The 19,791-nt window shown below is 62.8% G+C and carries 16 protein-coding genes; 10 read left to right on the top strand and 6 right to left on the bottom strand.

Annotation, left to right across the window (positions count from 1 at the left end; translation table 11 throughout):
• Positions 1 to 129 precede the first annotated feature (129 nt).
• The 4 genes from WBP07_RS31640 (at position 130) to WBP07_RS31625 (ending at position 4,999) form a co-directional block, all read left to right on the top strand.
• Complete coding sequence (locus tag WBP07_RS31640; protein ID WP_395397215.1) at positions 130 to 1,305, top strand: glycosyltransferase; 1,176 nt, start codon at positions 130 to 132, stop codon at positions 1,303 to 1,305.
• A complete protein-coding gene (locus WBP07_RS31635; RefSeq protein WP_395397214.1) occupies positions 1,302 to 2,432 on the top strand; it encodes a glycosyltransferase family 4 protein in 1,131 nt (376 codons plus the stop codon). The genes WBP07_RS31640 and WBP07_RS31635 overlap by 4 nt, the downstream gene beginning before the upstream one ends.
• 42 nt (positions 2,433 to 2,474) lie before the next feature.
• Positions 2,475 to 3,818 (top strand): O-antigen ligase family protein, encoded by a 1,344-nt coding sequence (locus WBP07_RS31630; protein ID WP_395397212.1) that lies wholly within the window; start codon positions 2,475 to 2,477, stop codon positions 3,816 to 3,818.
• A 155-nt stretch (positions 3,819 to 3,973) separates the two neighbouring features.
• Positions 3,974 to 4,999 (top strand): hypothetical protein, encoded by a 1,026-nt coding sequence (locus tag WBP07_RS31625; protein WP_395397211.1) that lies wholly within the window; start codon positions 3,974 to 3,976, stop codon positions 4,997 to 4,999.
• A gap of 6 nt (positions 5,000 to 5,005) precedes the next feature.
• On the opposite strand, the gene WBP07_RS31620 is transcribed toward WBP07_RS31625, so the two are convergent.
• Together WBP07_RS31620 and WBP07_RS31615 are read right to left on the bottom strand one after the other, a co-directional pair.
• Positions 5,006 to 7,120, bottom strand: coding sequence for a putative bifunctional diguanylate cyclase/phosphodiesterase (locus WBP07_RS31620; RefSeq protein WP_395397210.1), 2,115 nt, complete (start codon positions 7,118 to 7,120; stop codon positions 5,006 to 5,008).
• A 253-nt stretch (positions 7,121 to 7,373) separates the two neighbouring features.
• Entirely contained in the window at positions 7,374 to 8,549 is a 1,176-nt protein-coding gene (locus tag WBP07_RS31615; RefSeq protein ID WP_395397209.1) for a glycosyltransferase, read from the bottom strand.
• A 127-nt stretch (positions 8,550 to 8,676) separates the two neighbouring features.
• Between WBP07_RS31615 and WBP07_RS31610 the strand changes: the two genes are divergently transcribed.
• Entirely contained in the window at positions 8,677 to 9,726 is a 1,050-nt protein-coding gene (locus WBP07_RS31610; protein ID WP_395397208.1) for a glycosyltransferase, read from the top strand.
• Between the two features lie 35 nt (positions 9,727 to 9,761).
• On the top strand, positions 9,762 to 11,960 hold the full coding sequence (locus WBP07_RS31605; protein WP_395397207.1) for a GumC family protein: 2,199 nt from the start codon (positions 9,762 to 9,764) through the stop codon (positions 11,958 to 11,960).
• Positions 11,961 to 11,992: 32 nt separating this feature from the next.
• On the opposite strand, the gene WBP07_RS31600 is transcribed toward WBP07_RS31605, so the two are convergent.
• A complete protein-coding gene (locus WBP07_RS31600; RefSeq protein WP_395397206.1) occupies positions 11,993 to 12,880 on the bottom strand; it encodes a sulfotransferase in 888 nt (295 codons plus the stop codon).
• 397 nt (positions 12,881 to 13,277) lie between these two features.
• Between WBP07_RS31600 and WBP07_RS31595 the strand changes: the two genes are divergently transcribed.
• Both WBP07_RS31595 and WBP07_RS31590 read left to right on the top strand, forming a co-directional pair.
• On the top strand, positions 13,278 to 14,594 hold the full coding sequence (locus tag WBP07_RS31595) for a cytochrome P450 (protein ID WP_395397205.1): 1,317 nt from the start codon (positions 13,278 to 13,280) through the stop codon (positions 14,592 to 14,594).
• Positions 14,591 to 14,797, top strand: a complete 207-nt coding sequence (locus WBP07_RS31590; protein ID WP_395397204.1) for a ferredoxin — start codon at positions 14,591 to 14,593, stop codon at positions 14,795 to 14,797. Before WBP07_RS31595 ends, WBP07_RS31590 begins: the two co-directional genes overlap by 4 nt.
• A 656-nt stretch (positions 14,798 to 15,453) precedes the next feature.
• Here WBP07_RS31590 and infA read toward each other — a convergent pair.
• A complete protein-coding gene (gene infA, locus WBP07_RS31585) occupies positions 15,454 to 15,720 on the bottom strand; it encodes a translation initiation factor IF-1 (RefSeq protein ID WP_395397203.1) in 267 nt (88 codons plus the stop codon).
• Between the two features lies 1 nt (position 15,721).
• Between infA and WBP07_RS31580 the strand changes: the two genes are divergently transcribed.
• Complete coding sequence (locus tag WBP07_RS31580; RefSeq protein ID WP_395397202.1) at positions 15,722 to 15,976, top strand: hypothetical protein; 255 nt, start codon at positions 15,722 to 15,724, stop codon at positions 15,974 to 15,976.
• A gap of 204 nt (positions 15,977 to 16,180) precedes the next feature.
• On the opposite strand, the gene WBP07_RS31575 is transcribed toward WBP07_RS31580, so the two are convergent.
• On the bottom strand, positions 16,181 to 16,849 hold the full coding sequence (locus WBP07_RS31575; protein WP_395397201.1) for a cold-shock protein: 669 nt from the start codon (positions 16,847 to 16,849) through the stop codon (positions 16,181 to 16,183).
• A gap of 282 nt (positions 16,850 to 17,131) precedes the next feature.
• Between WBP07_RS31575 and rpoD the strand changes: the two genes are divergently transcribed.
• Positions 17,132 to 19,162, top strand: coding sequence for an RNA polymerase sigma factor RpoD (rpoD, locus tag WBP07_RS31570; protein ID WP_395397200.1), 2,031 nt, complete (start codon positions 17,132 to 17,134; stop codon positions 19,160 to 19,162).
• A 189-nt stretch (positions 19,163 to 19,351) separates the two neighbouring features.
• Here rpoD and WBP07_RS31565 read toward each other — a convergent pair whose 3' ends face one another.
• The gene (locus WBP07_RS31565; RefSeq protein WP_395397199.1) at positions 19,352 to 19,684 is read right to left on the bottom strand and encodes a hypothetical protein; all 333 of its coding nucleotides are present in this window, start codon (positions 19,682 to 19,684) and stop codon (positions 19,352 to 19,354) included.
• Positions 19,685 to 19,791 lie beyond the last annotated feature (107 nt).

Raw genomic sequence — 19,791 nt, 5'->3', positions numbered from 1 at the left:
CGCAGAGAGCACGCCTCGTCGGCAAAGGCCGGCGGGGCACCCCTTTTGCGCCTTCCACACACTCCCTATGGCGGGGTCGTACGCTGCCAAGGTCGCGACTAACGTGTCATCCCGCAACGCAACATAGGGATGACGGCACCGACCATGAGTCCCCGGTCGCAACTTCGAGTTCTGTTCGTCATCAACTCCCTGGCCGGGGGTGGTGCGGAGCGCGTGTTCACGACGCTGGTTCGCGAACTGGACGGGCCGGCCAGCGGTTTCGCCATCACCGTCGCCCTTCTGGATGAAGAGGCGGAGGAAGCCTACAGCCTTCCCGAAGCAGTCCCGGTGATGCGCCTCGACACCGGCGGCGGGATGTTCCGCAGCGTCACCCAGTTACGCCGGCTGGTCGGCCGCCTTCGGCCCGACGTTACCGTATCGTTCCTCTCACGCGCCAATGTCGCAGCGATCGTTGCCATGCGGCGAACCGGCGGCCCTGCCGTCATCAGCGAAAGGGTGAACACCACTGCCCATCTGAAATCGGGCCGGTTCGGCTTCCTGAGCCGCCTGCTGATCCGCGGCACATACCCCGCAGCCAGCAGGATCGTGGCCGTCTCCGAAGGCGTCGCCCGCACGCTGGAAAGCGATTTCTCCGTGGAGCCGGAGCGGATCTGCGTGATCTACAACCCGGTGGACATCGACCGCATCCGGATGCTGGCCGCCCATAAGCCGGAAATCGGGGTCTCTGCGCAAGACTTCGTGACGATGGGCCGCCTCGTCCCCAACAAGAACACGGCCATGGCCATCCGGGCGCTGGCGGCAAGTCGGCCTGACGGCAGGCTGATCGTCTTGGGCGAAGGTCCGCTGCGCGATGAACTCGTCGCGCTGGCCGCATCGCTGGGCCTTGCGGACAGGGTCAGGCTGGCCGGATTCGTTGCCAATCCTTATGCCGTGCTGGCCCGCGCCGGCGCCTACCTGCTGACATCGAACGCGGAAGGGTTTCCCAACGCGATGCTGGAAGCCATGGCCTGCGGCTTGCCGGTGATCGCGACGGACTGCCCGTCCGGCCCGGCGGAAATTCTGCAGGCCAGCCTCGAAAGCGCGGAAGACGGCGCCGCGTTCGGCACCGGTGGAGCGCTCGTCGCCATGGACGACGATCGCGCGATGGCGCTTTGCATGGACCGCCTCCTGCAGCCCGTTGCGCGGGCACGCTGCATTCGCGAAGGACTGGCCCGGGTCGACGCCTTTTCGGTCGCGCATGCCGTCGAAGCCTTTCGCAAGACCATATCGGCGGCCGCCGCCGGCAACGGAGTGCTGCCGGGATGAAGATCTGCGTAACCGGATTGCGCGGCATCCCCGGCGTCATCGGCGGCGTAGAGACGCATTGCGAGGAACTGCTGCCCCGCATTGCCCAGATCAATCCCGATATCGACATCGAGGTCTGCTGCCGCGCACGCTATGTGGATCCGGAAATGGAAAGCTTCCGGCGGGTGCGGCTGATGGCGCTCTATTCGCCGCCGGGCAACAGCAGCGAGGCCTTCGTCTCGACCGCAGTGGCGATCGTCCATGCATGGCGCCAGGGCGCCGACGCCATCCATATCCATGCCGTGGGCCCGGCCTTGCTGGCTCCGCTCGCGCGCTTGCTGGGGTTGGGCGTGCTGTTGACCCACCACGGCGCGGACTACAACCGGGCGAAATGGGGCTACATGGCGAAGTCGATGCTTCGGCTGGGCGAACGGCTGGGCATGCAGTTCGCTAACCGCGTCATTTGCGTTTCGCCCTCGCTCGCGGCGAACATGCGCGATCGCTATCCCACCGCCGCCGGCAAAGTGGTGTTCATTCCCAATGGCGTCGATCCGCCAGAGGCGCCGGCGGAACCGGCCAGCACCATCCTGGAGCGGCTTGGATGCGAAACCGGGAACTTCGTGCTGTGCGCGGCCCGGCTCGTGCCGGAAAAGGGAATTGACTATCTGATCGAGGCCCACCGCCGCAGCGGCGACAATCGCCAGTTGGTGATCGCCGGGGCCGGCCGGAAAGGCGATCGCCATGCGGAAGACCTGATGGCACAGGCCGGCGGCAAAGTGCGCATGCTGGGAATGCAGCCGCGCAGCGTGTTGGGCGTGCTCTATCGCCATGCCTCGCTGTTCGTGCTGCCTTCCTTCCACGAAGGCCTGCCGATCGCCGCGCTGGAGGCGCTTTCCTGCGGATGCCCCGTTTTGCTGAGCGACATTCAGCCCAACCTCGACCTGGGCCTGCCGGTGGAGTGCTACTTCCCGGTAGGCAATGTCGATGCGCTGTCAGGGCGCCTTGCCGGAGGCCAGATTCCGCGCGACGCAGGGGCCTCCGGCACCGCGCTGATGAGCTGGGACGAAGTGGCCGCGCGCACGTCGCCGTACTATAGGGAAATGGCCGGACGGGCACGGTTCTCACCGGAATTGCACAATGCCCGCTGAGCCCCGCCACGCAACAGCCTGGAACCGTCAGGAGGTGTCCCCGTGCTTGCACTGACCGCCGGCAGCCCGTCGCTCCCCGCCTTCGTCGTCTTCCCCGTGCTGATGGCCTATCTGGCGCTGATGGTGGTGGTTTCGATGCGCGCCAGTGCATCCACCGGCTTTCTGGTAATTGCCTTCGCCGTTCGCCTGGCGATGTCGGCGCAGCCCCGCTTCTCTTTCTCCTCCTCCCCCGCCGGGCTTAGCTGGAACGCGCTGGCCTCGGTGCTGGTCGTTCTCGTGGGGATCCTGCTCCTGCGTCGGTCCCGCGCGGTGCCGCTGGTGCTGATCCCGCTGACCCCGCTGACGCTCGTCGTCTGCGCCAGCCTGCTGCTCAACAAGGACGTATCCGGCGCCATCGAGAGCTTCGTGAAATACGCCTACCTCGCGATGATCGTCCTCACCGCATACGATGCCTTCGTGGCGGATGGGCCGGGCAAAGTGCTGTCGCGCCTGCTTTTCACCTTCACGTTACCGCTGGTCCTGCAAGCCGCCAGCCTTGCGCTTCACATCGCCAAGGCCACCGAAAGCGACGGGTCAACCTCCTACATCGGCGGCTACAACCATGAGGCCAGCTTCTCCATCATCCTGCTGACCGGCCTGCTGGCGGGATTGCTCCATCCCACCCTGAAGGCCCGATACAAGCTGGCCGTCGCCGCCGTCTGCGTGGGCGGCATCCTGGCGGCGAACTATCGCACCGCGATCATCGCCGCCGCACCGCTGCTGCTGGGACTGCTGCTGGGCGCGATCATGGCCGTGGTCCCGCCGCGCCAGCGGGGCATGGCCGGAATCCTGGGTTTCCTGTTGATGCTCTCGGCCGTTCCCATCGTTCCGCACCTGGCCGGCGACCGGTTCGATACCATCATCGCCCTCACTTCCGAACCCGAAGTGCTGACGAAGACACCCGATGAATTCAGAAAGCTGGACCGGGCGATCATGTCTGGCCGCCTGTTCCTCTGGAGCGAATATATCGACGCGTGGAGGCACGGGTCGAAGCGCCAGCACGTGCTGGGCTACGGCGCCAATTCGTGGGAGGGGCGGTATCGCTATTACGCCCACAACACGCTGATCTCCACGCTCTACGAACTGGGCACGCTGGGCGTGGCGGCCATGCTGCTGCTGTGGCTATGGATGTTCGCGCTGGCGCTTTCCACCTCGGGATCGACGCGCATCATGCTGGTTCTGGCCCATCTCGGCTTTTTCGTGCTCAACATGGCGACAATGCCCTTGTGGATGATCGAGGGGCTGCTGTTCTATGGCCTGCTTTGCGGTTTCACGGTCTATGCGCGCCTGAATCGGCTTCCCGCGGAACGGCCTGCCGCAAATGCGCTTCGTCCTCACCCGGTTTGATCGCCGATGCCCCGCCATCTGACTGGAAAAACCATGCAATTTCCGTCGCAAGACGGAGGCGGCGGCTGCGGTGGAGGTAATCTTGCAATCCCGCGCCTCGGCGACCACTCTGCATGAGGGGTGAGGCACCGTTCGACGAAACTTCGAGGAACCTCATGATCCGGACCTTCGGCCTTGCGCTTCCCCTTCTTCTCATCGGTCCAGCAATGGACACGCAGGGCACGGCGCCGGAACTGCTCGGCCTGACGGGTGCAGCTTCCGCCGCGGCGACAAGCCTAACGGCCTTCAGCATGCCGCAGATCGCCGCGCCGGCGGCCGATACGTCCAGTTGCCCGACCAGGTCCACTATCCGGCTTGGCCCCAGCACGCCGCCGCTGAAGGCGGTTTGCGCGGCGGACGGGAAGATCCTGGTCAATGGCAGCAATGCGCAAGGGTTCGTCATGGCCGACGTGATCACGCGGAACTATGGGCCAGTGCTGCGCGGCACGAACGTCCCCGATATCAGCATCGAGCGCGTTTCCGCCACCGGCGCGCGCGCCGACCCCACGCTGGGCCTTGGCCTTGCCAACGTCAGCGACGGGATCGGCCATGCGGTGTTCCACGATCTGGTCTGGATCGGCGATCCCGCCTCGCCGGCGATCAACGGCGACGATGCATGGGGTGCCATCACGCTGAAGGGCAAGAACGCCGACGATGTCGGCACCTTCGAGATCCGGAATTTCGACTTCCAGAACCTCTTCATGGCGGAGGGCACGAACTATCGTAATGTCGACGGCATCTCGACCGAGAAGGGCTATTCCGGCACGATTTCCAACGGACGCGTAATGAATGCAAGCGATGCCTGCCTTGATATCAAGGGCGACGTGAAAGTGGACAATGTCTACCTTTCCGGCTGCCGCGAAGGCCTCAAGGTCTGGCAAAGCCAGCATCACGGGCTGATCGAACTGGGCACCAACAACTACGTCGGCATCATCGGCAAGGGCAGTTCCAGCGAAACGCGAACCATAGAGATCGACGTGCTCATTGCCTCGGGCGACCCTTCCGTGCCGCTGTTCCGGGCGGAGGAAGGCAAGGTGACCCTGCACATCGGTCGGCTCGTCGCCAAGCCCGGGCAGGTCTTGCGCGCCAGTGGCAGCTATTCGGGATCGGACGTGATCGTGGACCAGCGGATCACAAGCTGACGCGGCTTACGAAAGACCCACGCTGGGGCAAGGGTGCGCTTGCGCCAAGGCGTCCAGCGAGGCGCAGAGATCCTGGCCCGTGGCCGGCCGGCCGAAGTACCATCCCTGCATGCGGGTGCAGCCGGCCGCCCGCGCGATCCGTGCCTGTTCTGCCGTCTCGATCCCTTCCGCCGTGACTTGCGCATCGAAGGCGCTTGCCAGTGCGACCATGGACAGCATCATCTCCCGCGACCTTGCATCGTTGCTGAGGGGCGCGATGAACGCCTTGTCGATCTTGATGCGATCCAGCTTCAGCCGCTGGAGATAGCCGATGCTGGCGTAGCCCGCGCCGAAGTCGTCCAGTGCGATGCGAATGCCCAGTTCCCGCAGGCGATTGATGACTTGAGCCGCCTTGTCGGGCCGCCGCAGCAGCAGGCTTTCCGTGATTTCCAGTTCAAGCCGCTCCGGCGGGAACTTCGTCTCCTGTAGCGCGTGGCGGACGTCTTCCAGCAGGTTGTGATCCCAGAACTGCACGGGCGAAATGTTGACCGCCAGTTCCAGCGCGGTTTCCCGCATCGCCAGACAGGCCTGATAGAGCACCTGCCGGCCGACCGCATTTATCAGGCCGCTCAACTCGGCGATGGGAATGAAGACATCCGGCGGAACGTCGCCATGCTCCGGGTGGCGCCACCGCACCAGCGCTTCCACCCCGACCACTTCGGCAGTATCGGCGGCGACGATCGGCTGATAGCACACATAGAGTTCCTTGCGCGCGATCGAAGCCTGCAGGTCCCGCTCCAGCTTCATGCGCAGCAAGTGGCCTTCATCCAGCGAGGTGGCATACCGGCGCGTGCAGTTCTTGCCGTCGCCCTTGGCCGCATACATCGCCACGTCGGCGCGGCGCATGAGTTCGTCCTGCCCTTCCGCACCCACGTCCTCTGCGTCCGCGCAGCCGATGCTGATGCCCAGGATCACGCGATAGGAACCGATGACGAACGGCGCCTGGAACGACTGGATAATGCTTTCGCAGATGGATCCGGCCTGCCCCGCCATGTCGCAAGTCAGCAGGACCGCGAACTCGTCACCCCCGGCCCGGGCGACCAGTTCGCCCTTCGCAATGCGCCGGATCCGCGCGGCGGCTTCCTTCAGCAGCAGGTCGCCGGCGGCATGGCCGTAGACATCGTTCGCATCCTTGAAGCCATCCAGGTCCATGAACAGCAGGACCAGATCGTCGCCGACTGCCAGATGCGTTGAAATCCGCGAAAGCAAGGCGCGCCGATTGGGCAGCCCGGTGAGGGAATCGTGATCCGCATGGTGCCGCGCGCGCAGTTCGCTCTGCCGGATCGCCTCGATCGCACGACTGCCGTTCTGGAGGATCAGCACTGCCGCAGCCAGCGAGAGAAGCCCAAGGACCACGATGGCCGGCGCAACCTGTTCCAGCAGGCGGGTGCCTGGCTTGTGCGGCGTCCATTCCAGCCAGCCTACCGGCGTTCCGTCCGTTCCCTGCAACGCGATCGAGGCCGATGCGGGATCGGGCTGAACAAGGCTGAGCCTGACGTTCGAAAGGCGCAGTTCCTGCGTGATACGGCCGAGAACGCGTTCGTCGATGGCGTGGGCGATAACCAGCATGTGCGTGGGCTTGTCGGCGGGCACTGTGATCTTGGGCGTCAATGGAACGATCGCCGCCGTGGCGTAGGATACCACGCTGTTGCCGGTGCGGCTGAAACCGGCCTGGATGGGGCTGCCGCTGCGCGGCATCTTGCGCACTTGCCCGATCGATCGCGCGAATGCCGGTCCCAGTCGTTCATGCGCCGCGAAGGGAGCCGGATCGGGCTGGTTGAAGCTGTAGATCGTACGGTCCCGGTCGTTCAGGATGAAGATATGCTCATAGCCCTGAATGCGTCCGAGATAGGCCACGACATTGTCGTCCACCCAAGCCGGTTGCAGGCCCATGCTGATGTGCCGCACCGCATCGTCCCATTTCGCATAGTCCTGAAGGTCGCGCAGCACGCCCAGCGCCAGTGAGCGAACGGCCCCTTGCAGCGCCTGTTCCTCTCGCTGGCGCTGCAGATCGTCCTGCGCGCGCGTGGTGATTTCCAGCAGGACAAGCACCGATCCAAAGCAGGCCACCAGCAGGAGCATGACGGGCCAGAAATGCTTCGCCTTCAACGCAAAGCTAAGACGCCTCAGGAGAGGATGGTGCATGAGAAGCATGTTTCGGGGAATAGAACTCACGTCTTAAATTATAGTGCCCAACTGGCTCCCACGGCCAAACGGGATCGTTTTTCCGTGCCGGCAAGTTGGCGTGACGCAGCCGGTATTTGCCGATGTCATGGCATTCCTGAACGCTGTCAAATGAACGAGACTGGTTCGGAGCTAATCGGCACTTTCCAACTTATTGAGAAGGCGGTGTTTCCAGACGAGCAAGCGCGTCGCGAAACTGTTTGGACCGACCGAACCCGGAGGTCAGTTCGTCGTAGAGTGCCATTACCCGCTCGGTATGGCGCCGTGCACTGAGAGCCTCACGGGCGTGGCGGCGCGCTTCGGCCAATTGCGTCGGGTCGTAGTGCTCCAGCCCTTCCAGCACGGCCTTGGCGAAGCTGGCGGGATCCGCCTCACGCGGAACCAGCAGGCCGCCTCCGAAACGCCGGCCCGTCTCGCCAAGCCCGGCATCGTCGGTGGTTACGTAAGGGACGCCCAGCAGCAGCGCCTCCAGCGGGGTGCGGCCCAGCGGCTCTTCAAGGGCGGTGATCGCCAGCAGGTCAAGCACGGCGATATTGTCCTCCACCGGCATCCTGAAGCCCGCGAACACGACCCGGTTCGCAATGCCCAGTTGCGCAGCATGCCGCTCCAGATCCTGCTGCGTCTCGTCCACTTCACGCCCGAAGATGACGAACGTGGCGTCGGGACGGTGGACCAGAACCGCTTTCGCCATTTCCAGGAAAAACCGCGGCCGCTTGCGATGCGCGAAGTTGCCGATGAAGCCGATCAGCGGGCCACCTTCGCCCACCGCCGTATAATCCCGCGCCAGCGCCTGACGCAGCGCTTGCTGGTCCTGTCCGGATGCAAGTTCGAATGGGTTGTCGACCAGCGCCGACCGCCGCGCCATCCAGTGCGGCAGCCGCTCTTCCACCGTGCGCGAAATGCAGATGATGCGCTGGGCAAGCGCCATGACCATCAGGTTCGGCAAGACCGGCCGATTGCACGCGCGGTTGTGATAGATCACCGGCAACCCGCGCATTCTGGCGGCCGGGCCCCAGCTCTGAAGCGCGGAAAGGTCGTTGTTGTGAACGATGGTTCCCGGTGGCTGGCGCCCCAGCAGATGCAGGCGGCTGGGCAGCAGGCGGGCTTCCGCCGCCAGCCCATGACGAAAGGCCGGCTCTTCCGCTAGCGGCCAGACGGTAAAGCCTCTTTCCCGTGCGACTTCGCAGATCAGGCTACCTTGCGGTGCGGCAACGACGACTTCCACACCATGGTCGCGCTGCAGGCATTCGCCCAGGGTGAAGGACGAAACGTGGCTGCCGCCGATCTTCGCATTGGTGAAAGGGAAGATGACCCGTCTGGCCGGCATCGCGTGCTGCCTCCTGCCGGCCGTGGCCGGACACTACACTTTCTGGTCATTGTGCAGCGCAACCAGAACATCTATCCAGTGCAATTAGGTATAGCGCCAGATGGCACGGAAACGGGGCGAATTGCCGATGGCCGTAATCTGGTCGTTCCCAGGCGAAGAAAACCGCAAGAGCAATCCCTACACCTCGACCCTGATCGCAGAACTGCGCAATCTGGGCCATGTCGCTTTCTCGCCAGACTGGCCCCGGCGCCTGCTGGGGCGGTGTGACATCATCCACCTGCATTGGCCGCAGAAGGTGGTACAGGACAGCCTCCCGCGTAGCTTGCGCTCGATCGCACTGTGGCTGGCGTTTCTTGCACTGCAAAAGGCGCGCGGTGCGCGGATCGTCTGGACCATCCACAACGCCGCCTCGCACGAGGCGCATCGCCCCCGTCTCGAACGCTGGTGGATGACCCGGCTGCTGGGTCTTGTGGACGGTATCCACGCCTTGTCCGATATCAGCCTGCGGGAAGCCGGGGTCATCTATCCTGCGGTGACGGCCAAACACCGCCTCGTCGCCCCGCACTGGACTTATGATGGGGCCTATCCCGCCGCCGCACAGCGACCCGAGGGACCGGAAACGATCGCCTTTCTCGGCGACCTCAAGGCCTACAAGGGGTTGGACGCCTTGCTGGCCGCGCTTGAATCGGCGCCCCCGGATTCCCGGCACTATCTGGTGCACGGCCTGCCCGCCGACGGTCTCGATCCCGAAACCCTCACGGCACGACTGCAAGCGCTGCGGCGGCGGGGATGGCATATCGACTACGTGCTGGAACGATTGAGCGATCAGGAAATGGCCGATCGCCTGGCGCAAAGCCGCCTGCTCGTCCTGCCCTATCACAGCGGAGAGAACAGCGGCCTGGCAGTGCTTGCCGCCGAACGGGGCACGCCCATGCTGGTATCGGCATTGCCTGCGTTCGAGCCAATGTTGGAGGAACTGGGCGCGCCGCGCGCAGCCGTGATCGAAGGCCCCCTCACCCACGCGCAGATCGCCCGCGCCTTCGAAGATGCGCGGGATGTCGCCGGCAAGGTCGATCGGGAATTCGTTGCCCGCCGCGCACCCGGTCGGATCGTGCGGGAGATTTCGAATTACTACCTGTTTCTAATGGAACAAGGAACGCCTTCCCCCCAAAGATGAGCGCGGCGTTCCTCCGGCCTCAGGAGCTTGCGGACTTGCATCTCGGATCCCAGCAGCTCGATCCCCCTCCGGCGCGCGGCGCTTCTACTGGGCAGGATGCTTCCCCCGTTGCCGAGGGGCGCGCCGCTTCGGCGGCGCACCCGCAGCCGGATCGCGTCATCGACCTTGCCTGGATGGCGACGCTGGCGTGGCGCTACAAATGGGTCATGCTCGGCGTGATCGCCGCGATCCTTGCGGTGACGATGATCGCCTACCTGCTTGCGCAGAAGGTCTACGATGCCAACGTCGTCCTCGCGCTAGACCGCAACGACCAGCAGATCGTCCGCACCGCCCAGAGCGACCGGGACGATGTGATCGATTCACCCGCCGTCGATACCGAGGTGCAGATCCTGCTCTCTCCGGAAATCGCGCGGGCTGCGGTGGAGCGCGCGATGCTCCACACCAATCCGGGCTTCCTGCGTGCCAAGGTGCGCAATGCCACCGGGCCGATCACGGTGGAGGCCGCCACCAACCTCGTCCGTTCGGGGCTGACGGTGGAGCGCAAAGGCCTCTCCTACGCCATTAATCTCGCGTATAGCTCGAACGATCCGCAAGTGTCCGCGCTGGTCGCCAATGCCGTTGCCGACGCCTACGTCGGCGGGCAGGTTCAGGCCGCGCAGGCCGCCCGAACGGTCGACATCCAGCAGCTGCGAACCCGGCTGGACCAGTTGCGCGGCGATGTGCTGCGCGCAGAAGCGGCCGTCGCGGGCTACAAGGCAGCCGCCAACCTGGTCGGCGCCAGCGACGACAACACCGTCGGCCAGCAGGAAATGTCCACACTGAATACCGAACTGGCGTCAGCCCGGGCCGACCTAGCCGCAGCGCAAGGCCGTGCCAGCGCCAATGCCGGCGACAGCGGGTCGGTGGTGAATGCCAGCCCGGTCATATCGGACTTGCGGCGGCAGGTCGCCACGCTCGAACAGAAGCTGGCGGAACAGTCGTCCACGCTGGGGCCGAACCACCCGGACCGCATGCGCACGGAAGCCGAACTGGCCTCCACCCGTGCCTCGCTCAACCGCGAATTGGCACGCGCCAGCACCGGCGTGAGCCAGGATGTGCGCGTGGCCAGCCAGCGCGTCGGCGCACTCGAAGGCGCGCTCGGCGGCACCCATGGCCGGCTGTTGGCAGGCAACAATGCCTCCGTTCGCCTTGCCGAACTGGAACGCGTGGCCGAAAGCTCGCGGCAGCTCTACCAGACCTTCCTCGACCGCTACCGCGTCGAACTGGCAACGCGCGGCACCGAAAAGAGCAAGGCCGACATCATTTCGCGCGCGCAGCCGCCCACGCTGCCCACTTCGCCCGACATCCTGGTCTATCTGCTGGGCGGCCTGATTGCCGGCGTGATTGCGGCGATCCTGCTGGCGCTGGTACTCGAATGGCGCGAACGCGGCATCCGCACCCGCACCGAGGCGGAGGAGTTCACCGGCTTCAAGGTCATCAGCAGCCTGCCCGACATCGGCACGATGGATGAGCCTGACTTCCACAAGGGCGAACCTCTCTCCGTGCCGGACTTTCTGGTCCACAATCGCGAATCGCCATTCTCGGAATCGGTACGCGCGATCTGGACCGCGCTGCGCATCGGGCAGAAGGGACAGCTGGCCCGCACGGTGGGGCTCACCTCCTCGATCCCGGACGAAGGCAAGACCAGCACCGCCATCGCGCTGGCCCGCTCCGCCGCGCTCGCCGGACGCAGGACGCTGCTGGTGGATTGCGACTTCCGCCGTTTGGGTACCACGCTGGCGCTGGGGCTGTCCGGCAAACCGGGACTGGTCGAAGTCCTGGCCGGGCAGGCGAAGCTTGACGATGTGATTCTTACCGATCCGGCTTCCGGTGCACATGTCCTGCCGCTCAACTCCGCCGCCGCGGGCAATTTTGACATCGTCCAGTCCGACGCCACCACCGCGCTGCTGGACCGGTGCAAGCAGTTCTACGACCTGATCGTGCTCGACATCGCGCCGACCATTCCCGTTGCGGAGGCCCGCGCCGTTGCCGCGATGGCCGATGCCGTTCTGATGGTGGTGCGCTGGCGCACCACACCGCGCAATGTGATCAGGACGGCCTTGCGTGAGCTGGAACGTGCCGAGGCCAATGTCTTCGGCGTGGTGTTGACGCAAGTCGACACCCGCTCGTCAGCCGTGCTGGGCGAGGAAATGGCCTACTACCAGTATTACTATTCCCGCACGGCCCCGAACTGACTTTCGATCCCTTCGCCTTTATCGAAGCCGGACTATGCGGTCCCGCCGAAATCGGGCGACACTGCGCCCTCGAACTCGCCAGCCAGCTCGGTTGCGAGATCGTACCCGAAAAACGCCAGTACTTCGGGCGCTCCCGATAGCTCGTCGACCACCATTTCCCGCTCATGCTCAGTGAGATTCCGGGCGATCTCCTGACTGGATTTCGCCTCCCCGCCGGGTACGGCTGCCCCCGTGGCACCGATGACTGCGGGCGCCGCAAAGTCCAGGCCGAATGCCTCCACGATGCTGTCAGGGGCGCGGCGGAATGCCTCGTAACTGACGCAAGGATAGCCATGCTCCTGCGCGGCCTGCATCAACAGCCGGCTGCGCCACAGCCATATTCGCGCAAGATGCCGCACCACCAGCGGCCGATGCGCGCCATGATATTCCTTGAACAGATAGCGCCGCACCTGAGCGGCGATATTGTCCACCGGCGCGCGGTTGTTCACCACCACCCGATGATCGGGAAAATAGCTGAAAAGCTGCCGGTGACGGACCAGATTGGCCGGGCTTTTCTCCAGCCAGAATCTATAGCGGCCGGCGGGATCGGTTTCGGCGATCCGGCGGCTCCATGCGCCAAGGACGGCTTCGTAATCCACGAACTTCTCCGGCCACCACCGGTCGCTGTCCATCAACCCCCTGACAAGGCGCTGCCCCTCGAAACTATGGTGGAGCGCCCCGATGTCGCTGCGGCGGCTGAGGTGCCAGGCGATATCGGCAGAGCCGGAACCTGCCGGCGTCAGAAGAAACAGAAACGGCCGCTCTATCCGTTTCGCACGTGCCCTTGGCCAGTAGGGCCGATCGTCCAATTGATCGACCTCATAGCCCAGCGGCCGCAGCAGCTTGTTGATCCGAAGTTTGCGTTTAGGCGTTTCCTGCATACGGCAAACTGATTTAATCCCTTTAAATCAGATACAAACCATTGCTTTTTGCCATGCACGGCGGGCTGGAAACTCGCGAGCAGCCAAGCGGGAGCCAAACGAGATGCGTTGCCGTACGTGGAGCTTTGAGGAGATCATGTCAGCGGCGGGCGCAGTCGCAATGACTAATAAGGACTATCTCTTCAGCGGGATTACCATGCCAACGGCAACGCGGGTTTCTGCAAGCGTTTACACTGCTCCGGCAGCAGGCCCTGGCACGTAGAGTGGATCGTTAGGGCGATGCCCTTCCCGCCGCGTGCGAACCATTAGTCGACACCGCGTGACAGCCGTATACTTCCTCCAGGCTTTTAGCCGATCGTGAAGCCGGAACATGCCGGAGCGCGTTGCAGGAGGGAACATGAACGATACGGCCAGCGACTTTGAAGCGCATGATTTCTTCCGTACGGATCGCTTCATCGATGATCCTTACGTCTATTTCGATCACCTGAGAGACCAGTCTCCGGTTCTGAAAGAGCCGCACCAGGGGATCATCATGGTAACGGGCTATGCCGAAGCGCTCGAGGTCTACAATGATCCCGCCCGCTTCTCCTCCTGCATGTCGACGACGGGCCCCTTCGCCGGTTGCCCCATTCCGATCGAGGGTCACGAAAACGAAGATATTTCCGAACTGATCGAAGCCTATCGCGATCAGACGCCGTTCAGCGATCAGCTGCCGACCATGGATCCGCCGACTCACTCCGCCCATCGGGCATTGCTGATGTCGCTGATCACCCCGAAGCGCCTCAAGGAAAATGAGGACTTCATGTGGAAGCTGGCCGACCAGCAGATCGACACGTTCATTGCGCGCGGCGAGTGCGAGTTCATGGACGATTTCGCGCAGCCCTTCGCCGTGCTGGTCGTCTCCGACCTGCTGGGCGTACCGCCCGAAGACCGGACGGAGTTCCGCAAGCACCTGATCCGGGTAGAGCAGGAAAGCGGCGGCGCAGTGGTCGGCGGCACGGACGGCGAGGTTACCCACGGGCCGCTCGTCTGGCTCTATGACAAGTTCACCAAATATATCGAGGACCGCCGGCAAAACCCCAGGGAAGATATCCTGACCGGGCTCGCAAACGCGACCTTTCCGGGGGGCGAGGTGCCGGAACCGATCGACGTTGCCCGGATTGCCGCCAATCTTTTTGCCGCCGGGCAGGAGACCACGGTGCGTTTGCTGAGCTACGCGTTCAAGGTCATTGGCGAGCGTCCCGATCTTCAGAAGCGGCTTCGTGACGACCGCAGCCTGATCCCCAATTTCGTGGAGGAATGTCTGCGAATCGAAGGTCCGGTGAAAGGCGACTTCCGCCTGGCCAAAATGCCAACGACCGTGGGTGGGGTCGACGTTCCCGCCGGTGCCTTCCTCTATATCGCCAACAGCGCCGCCAACCGAGACGCGCGCAAATTCGAAAACCCCGGCGAATTCCAGCTGGATAGGAAGAATGCCCGCCTGCATGTGGCATTCGGTGCTGGCCGTCATGCCTGCCCGGGCGCCCCTCTGGCGAGGGCCGAAGCAGTCGTCAGCCTCAATCGCATGTTTGACCGGACCAGCGACATCCGTATCTCCGAAAAGGTGCACGGACCGGCCGACGCACGGCGATACGGCTATTTGCCGACGTTTATCCTGCGGGGATTGACCCACATCGCCCTGGAATTCGATCCGGTGGAGGCCAGCGCGCAATGAAGGTCCATGTCGACACGGACCTCTGCGCCGGTTTCGGCATTTGTGTCGGAATCTGCCCGGAAGTGTTCGAACTTCATGATGATGGATACGCCACCGTGCTGGTTGGGGAGGTACCGTCGGAGCTAGAGGATCTGGTGCGGCGGGCCGCGAACCAATGCCCGGCGCAAGCCATTTCCATCACCGAGGACTCCTCGCCCCAATGAACCGGGGCGAAGCGTCGACGGACCGGAAGATGGTGCCCCTCGATGAAGATCGAGGCGCATAAAAGTGCTGATTTACTTGGCTCGCATGCGGCAAATTAGCCTCGTGTGCGAGCCAAGGGAATCCGAGGTCCAAATGGACTTCTGCAGCAATCGACGAAAGTGGCGGTCACGCTCTTGCCACTGAACTGCTCGATTGATCGAGGTAAGCTCAGTCCTGCCAACGCGAGAAGGCCATTTCTTGAATACGCCTTGGCTCGCCAATCGCACCAAGTTGCAATCTATATTGCCAGCCTAATGCGATTGGCACCGGCATAGGCGTCAATGAAGACTCTTAAGCAGAGTGTTCACGAATCGTGAGGCGGACCAAATTTGAGAAAATCACTCCCTGAAGGAGTGATATGCTTCAGTCGGCGCAAAGCCTCGATCTATCTCTGTCTCAACCCCGTCAGCGGACGGAGTGAGCGGATTTTAGTCGACCATTCCCGCGACAAGAAGTCGCAGCTCATGCCTGGAGAGCGAACCGGTTGTTCCTGTCAGTGCATGCTTGGTCGAAATGGGCAGCTCTCGGCCGCCGTTCTTGTTGAAAGGACGCCCGAAGGCAGTCGTAATATTCTTGATCATCTATTCCTGTTTTCGCGGCCTTCTGCCGCATCTCGTTATCTTCTGAAATTGCTGCGCTGCTTGCTGGGGCTGGCCTGGCCCGGCGAGCGTTCGCGAAACACGATCCGACCCTTGCTGAGGTCGTAAGGCGTCATCTCGACGTGAACGCGGTCGCCGGCCACGGTGCGTATCCGAAACTTCCGCATCTTTCCCGCCGTATAGGCGATAATGCGATGCTCGTTATCGAGCAGGACAGCGAATCGGCCATCGGGAAGCACTTCCTCGATGAACCCTTCCATGGTCAGCAGTTCTTCTTTAGCCACTATGCTCGATCCTGAATATGCATTGCCCAACGGCCGGAGGCACCAAGGTGCTCCGGAAACGATTGCCAGGAAGCTGAAAAGGAAATCGAGTTCGCAGCCAGAGGCTGAAAATTATCTCGCCAAAAAGCGACGTAGCACCCGGCCATATAGCAGGGAAAATGAAAATTTCAATCCCGTGGGCTTTCCGAACCTCAAGCATTCAATGACACATCGAATGTCTATGGGGCGCAGCGACAAATGTTTTTCGGGCTTCTGAGCGGAAATTCAGAGCGCATTTGCGCGAGGACGGGGTCGCGATGGCGCTCCGTATCGTCGAGACCTGGCTCGAGATATGATCCTGACCATTTCCGATCCGCCATGCAGGCAGCGGAATAATCCGGACAGCGCCTCACTGGTAGGCGCCATGCACAAACGTGCAAAATGAAACCCTGGCCCGCAGTCGGGCCAGGGTTTCATGTTCTTAGCGCTGGATCAGGTTGACCGCTGCGCTCTTGCCGCGGCGATCGATTTCGATTTCGAATTCCAGCTGGTCACCTTCATACAACGCGCCCAGTCCCGAGCGCTCCACGGCACTGATGTGCACGAAGGCATCGGGCTGGCCATCATCACGGCTGATGAAGCCAAAGCCCTTGGTGGCGTTGAAGAACTTCACGGTGCCGGTGGTCCGCTCGCCAGTCAGCTGGCGCTCCGCCGGAGCCGATTCGCGGCGCTGTGCAACGATCACTTCGCCAACGATCGTCAGATCGCTTGCGGAAATCTTGCCACCACGCTCCACCAACTGGAACTCAAGCTGCTGGCCTTCGGCCAGCGTGCTGAGGCCAGCTGCCTCGACGGCGCTGATGTGAACGAAGGCATCGTCCCCACCGTCTTCGAGCTGAATGAAGCCGAAACCCTTATCCGGGTTGAAGAACTTCACGGTGCCACGACCTTGGCCAACAACCTGTGCCGGCGCGCCGCCGCCACGCGAACCACCGCCGAAACCGCCGCCACCGCGGGAGCCACCAAAGCCGCCACGCTGATTGCCGCCAAAGCGATCGCCACCGCCGAATCGGTCATTGCCACCGAATCGATCGTTACCACCGCCAAACCTGTCACGGCTGCCGCCACGGTTTCCTCTGTCGAACGACATGCTAAAAATGTACTTTCACTGCGCTCTGGGATATGTTGCCCCTGCGTGCGAACGCAGCACGCAAAGACGGCAGGGCAAAGGCTTCATATTTGAGCGCATCCCCTGATGGGATCATGCCGTAAATAGGCATTGGCGACGGGATACCAGTTTTTTGCTTGAATAGCCACTGTAAGAGAGAGGGCTGGCCCTCGGCCTCTCTCTCGGGCAAGGCGTTATGAAAACCACCTCCTTCCCATGACGGCATGTCCGCCATGGGAAAGCACACAAAACGATTGCGAGTGAATGAACAAAGACGACCGCAACGCGGACAACGATGGTCCGCTTATCGATCTGAACGGTGGTTCGATCATGAAAATGATCGCGCGCGCCAAGCGGCTCGGCACGATATCTTCAAGCGAGCTGAATGCCGCTCTGCCGCAGGACCAGATGTCGACCGATCAGATCGAGGACATCATGGCGGCCATTTCGGAGATGGGCATCACCATCACCGAAAATGAGGACGACGGCGAGGATTCCGATTCGGAAACCGATTCGCAGAACGACGCCGATCGCGATGAAGAGGAAGAAGGCGATGATGGCGACGAGGGTTTTCGTCGTCGCGCCGCCGGAACCAAGAGCAGCGACAACGCCGGCCGGTCGGATGACCCGGTACGTATGTACCTGCAGGAAATGGGCGCGGCCGAAATGCTCAGCCGCGAGGGCGAAGCGGCCATTTCCAAGCGAATCGAAGCTGGCCGCGACATGATGATCCTGGGCCTCTGTGAGAGCCCGATCACCTTCCACGCGATCATCCAGTGGTCCGAAGCACTCAACAACGGCGAGATGCAGCTGCGCGAGATCCTTGATCTCGATGCGATGCTGTCCAAGGAACCCGCACCCGAAAGCCTCAACGAGGACGGCGAGAGCGCCGACGACGGCGAGATCAGCGAAAAGACTGCCGGCCCCTCGTTCAAGGACGAGGACGATTCGGACGAGGACAGCTCGGAAGAGCTGGACGAGGACGGCAACCCGATCCCCAAGCGCCAGGCCGAGGAAGAGGAAGAGGACAACACCCTCAGCCTCGCCCAGATGGAAGCGGCCCTCAAGCCCGAAGCGCTTGAGAAGTTCATGCTCATCACGGAGCTGTTCCAGACTTTCGAGCGTCTTCAGTCGGAGCGACTCGAGGCACTGGCACTCGGCATCGACTTCCCCGCCGCCAAGGAAGAACAGTACCAGTCGCTGCGCGAGGAACTGACCGCGCAAGTCGAATCGGTGAAGTTCCACGCGTCGAAGATCGAATACCTTGTCGACAACCTCTACGCCTTCAACCGCCGCCTGACCGCCCTTGGCGGCCAGATGCTGCGCCTGGCGGAGCGTCACAAGGTGAAGCGCGCCGACTTCCTCGAAGCCTATATGGGCCGCGAGTTGGACGACACCTGGCTCGCCGAGATGTCGAAGAAGGACAAGAAGTGGGCCGCCTTCGCGGAAGCGGAGGTCGATTCGACCGAGCGTATTCGCCTGGAAGTCTCGGACATCGCCGCCACCACCGGCATGCAGCTCGCCGAGTTCCGTCGCATCGTCAACATGGTCCAGAAGGGTGAGCGCGAGGCGCGCATCGCCAAGAAGGAAATGGTCGAGGCGAATCTGCGTCTGGTGATCTCGCTCGCCAAGAAGTACACGAACCGCGGGTTGCAGTTCCTGGACCTCATCCAGGAAGGCAACATCGGCCTGATGAAGGCCGTCGACAAGTTCGAGTACCGCCGCGGCTACAAGTTCTCGACTTACGCCACCTGGTGGATCCGTCAGGCGATCACGCGTTCGATCGCGGATCAGGCCCGCACGATCCGTATTCCGGTCCACATGATCGAGACGATCAACAAGCTGGTCCGCACCAGCCGCCAGTTCCTGCACGAAAACGGCCGGGAACCGACGCCGGAAGAAATGGCCGAGCGCCTGTCGATGCCGCTTGAAAAGGTTAAGCGGGTTCTGAAGATCGCGAAGGAGCCGATCTCCCTCGAAACGCCGATCGGCGACGAGGAAGACAGCAGCCTGGGCGATTTCATTCAGGATGCCAACGCGATCATCCCGGTCGACGCGGCTATCCAGGCGAACCTCAAGGAAATGATCACCCGTACGCTTTCCACGCTCACCCCGCGTGAGGAACGCGTGCTGCGCATGCGCTTCGGCATCGGCATGAACACCGATCACACGCTTGAGGAAGTCGGCCAGCAGTTCTCGGTCACCCGCGAACGTATCCGCCAGATCGAAGCGAAGGCCCTGCGCAAGCTCAAGCACCCGAGCAGGTCGCGCATCATGCGCGCCTTCCTGGATTGATCACGTCTGCCATCCTCGATCGGTGCTTCGCACAACGAGGTACCGATCGCGGTGGCAATGGTGTGATGCTTCGAATGGCAGCGTAACAGCCAAGACGGCCGCTTCTTTTGGAAGCGGCCGCTTGCCTTTAGCCATTATGCTGGCGCGAATAGACCGCGACCCGTCGCAGTTCGGCCAGAAGAGCGCATTTCAGCGACTGGCGGTAACAGCCTCTATCCGGAACAGGCTTTCGGTAATGCTCTCGGTCTGGAACTGAAGCGTCGCGCCTTCCGTCAGCGCGGCAAGCAGCGCTGCGGCACGTTCGGGTACGAGGACGAGATCGATCTCGATCCGGTCTTCGTAGATCCGCCCATTGCCACAAACCCCTGCATCGCGAAAACCGGTATGTGGCGGGTTCAGGAATACCGTGACGTCGGCATCGGCCCGGATCCAGGCGTTCGCCGCCATGTCATTCGCCACCCGCCCGTCGATCCGAGCCGGCGATACGCGCAGAACGGCAACCTGAAGGTCGGGACGGCTCATTTGCCCGGCATTTTTCATGTTCTGGCTTTCGGGGCACATGCTCGGATTGCGCAATAAAATGCGCTGGAATTGCGATTAGCAAGTTGGAAAGCATCGAGAAAGTCCCC

Source organism: Novosphingobium oxfordense (assembly GCF_044029435.1).
In the GTDB taxonomy this organism is placed as follows: Bacteria; Pseudomonadota; Alphaproteobacteria; order Sphingomonadales; family Sphingomonadaceae; genus Novosphingobium.
Note: the sequence above shows the minus strand (reverse complement) of the source record. Positions and strands in the feature narration are given on the sequence as shown.

Coding starts and splice junctions, on each gene's coding strand:
- WBP07_RS31640 (WP_395397215.1), top strand. CDS start 130: ATGACGGCACCGACCATGAGTCCCCGGTCGCAACTTCGAGTTCTGTTC.
- WBP07_RS31635 (WP_395397214.1), top strand. CDS start 1,302: ATGAAGATCTGCGTAACCGGATTGCGCGGCATCCCCGGCGTCATCGGC.
- WBP07_RS31625 (WP_395397211.1), top strand. CDS start 3,974: ATGATCCGGACCTTCGGCCTTGCGCTTCCCCTTCTTCTCATCGGTCCA.
- WBP07_RS31620 (WP_395397210.1), bottom strand. CDS start 7,120: ATGCTCCTGCTGGTGGCCTGCTTTGGATCGGTGCTTGTCCTGCTGGAA.
- WBP07_RS31615 (WP_395397209.1), bottom strand. CDS start 8,549: ATGCCGGCCAGACGGGTCATCTTCCCTTTCACCAATGCGAAGATCGGC.
- WBP07_RS31610 (WP_395397208.1), top strand. CDS start 8,677: ATGGCCGTAATCTGGTCGTTCCCAGGCGAAGAAAACCGCAAGAGCAAT.
- WBP07_RS31600 (WP_395397206.1), bottom strand. CDS start 12,880: ATGCAGGAAACGCCTAAACGCAAACTTCGGATCAACAAGCTGCTGCGG.
- WBP07_RS31595 (WP_395397205.1), top strand. CDS start 13,278: ATGAACGATACGGCCAGCGACTTTGAAGCGCATGATTTCTTCCGTACG.
- WBP07_RS31590 (WP_395397204.1), top strand. CDS start 14,591: ATGAAGGTCCATGTCGACACGGACCTCTGCGCCGGTTTCGGCATTTGT.
- WBP07_RS31580 (WP_395397202.1), top strand. CDS start 15,722: ATGCTCGATCCTGAATATGCATTGCCCAACGGCCGGAGGCACCAAGGT.
- WBP07_RS31575 (WP_395397201.1), bottom strand. CDS start 16,849: ATGTCGTTCGACAGAGGAAACCGTGGCGGCAGCCGTGACAGGTTTGGC.
- rpoD (WP_395397200.1), top strand. CDS start 17,132: ATGAACAAAGACGACCGCAACGCGGACAACGATGGTCCGCTTATCGAT.
- WBP07_RS31565 (WP_395397199.1), bottom strand. CDS start 19,684: ATGAGCCGTCCCGACCTTCAGGTTGCCGTTCTGCGCGTATCGCCGGCT.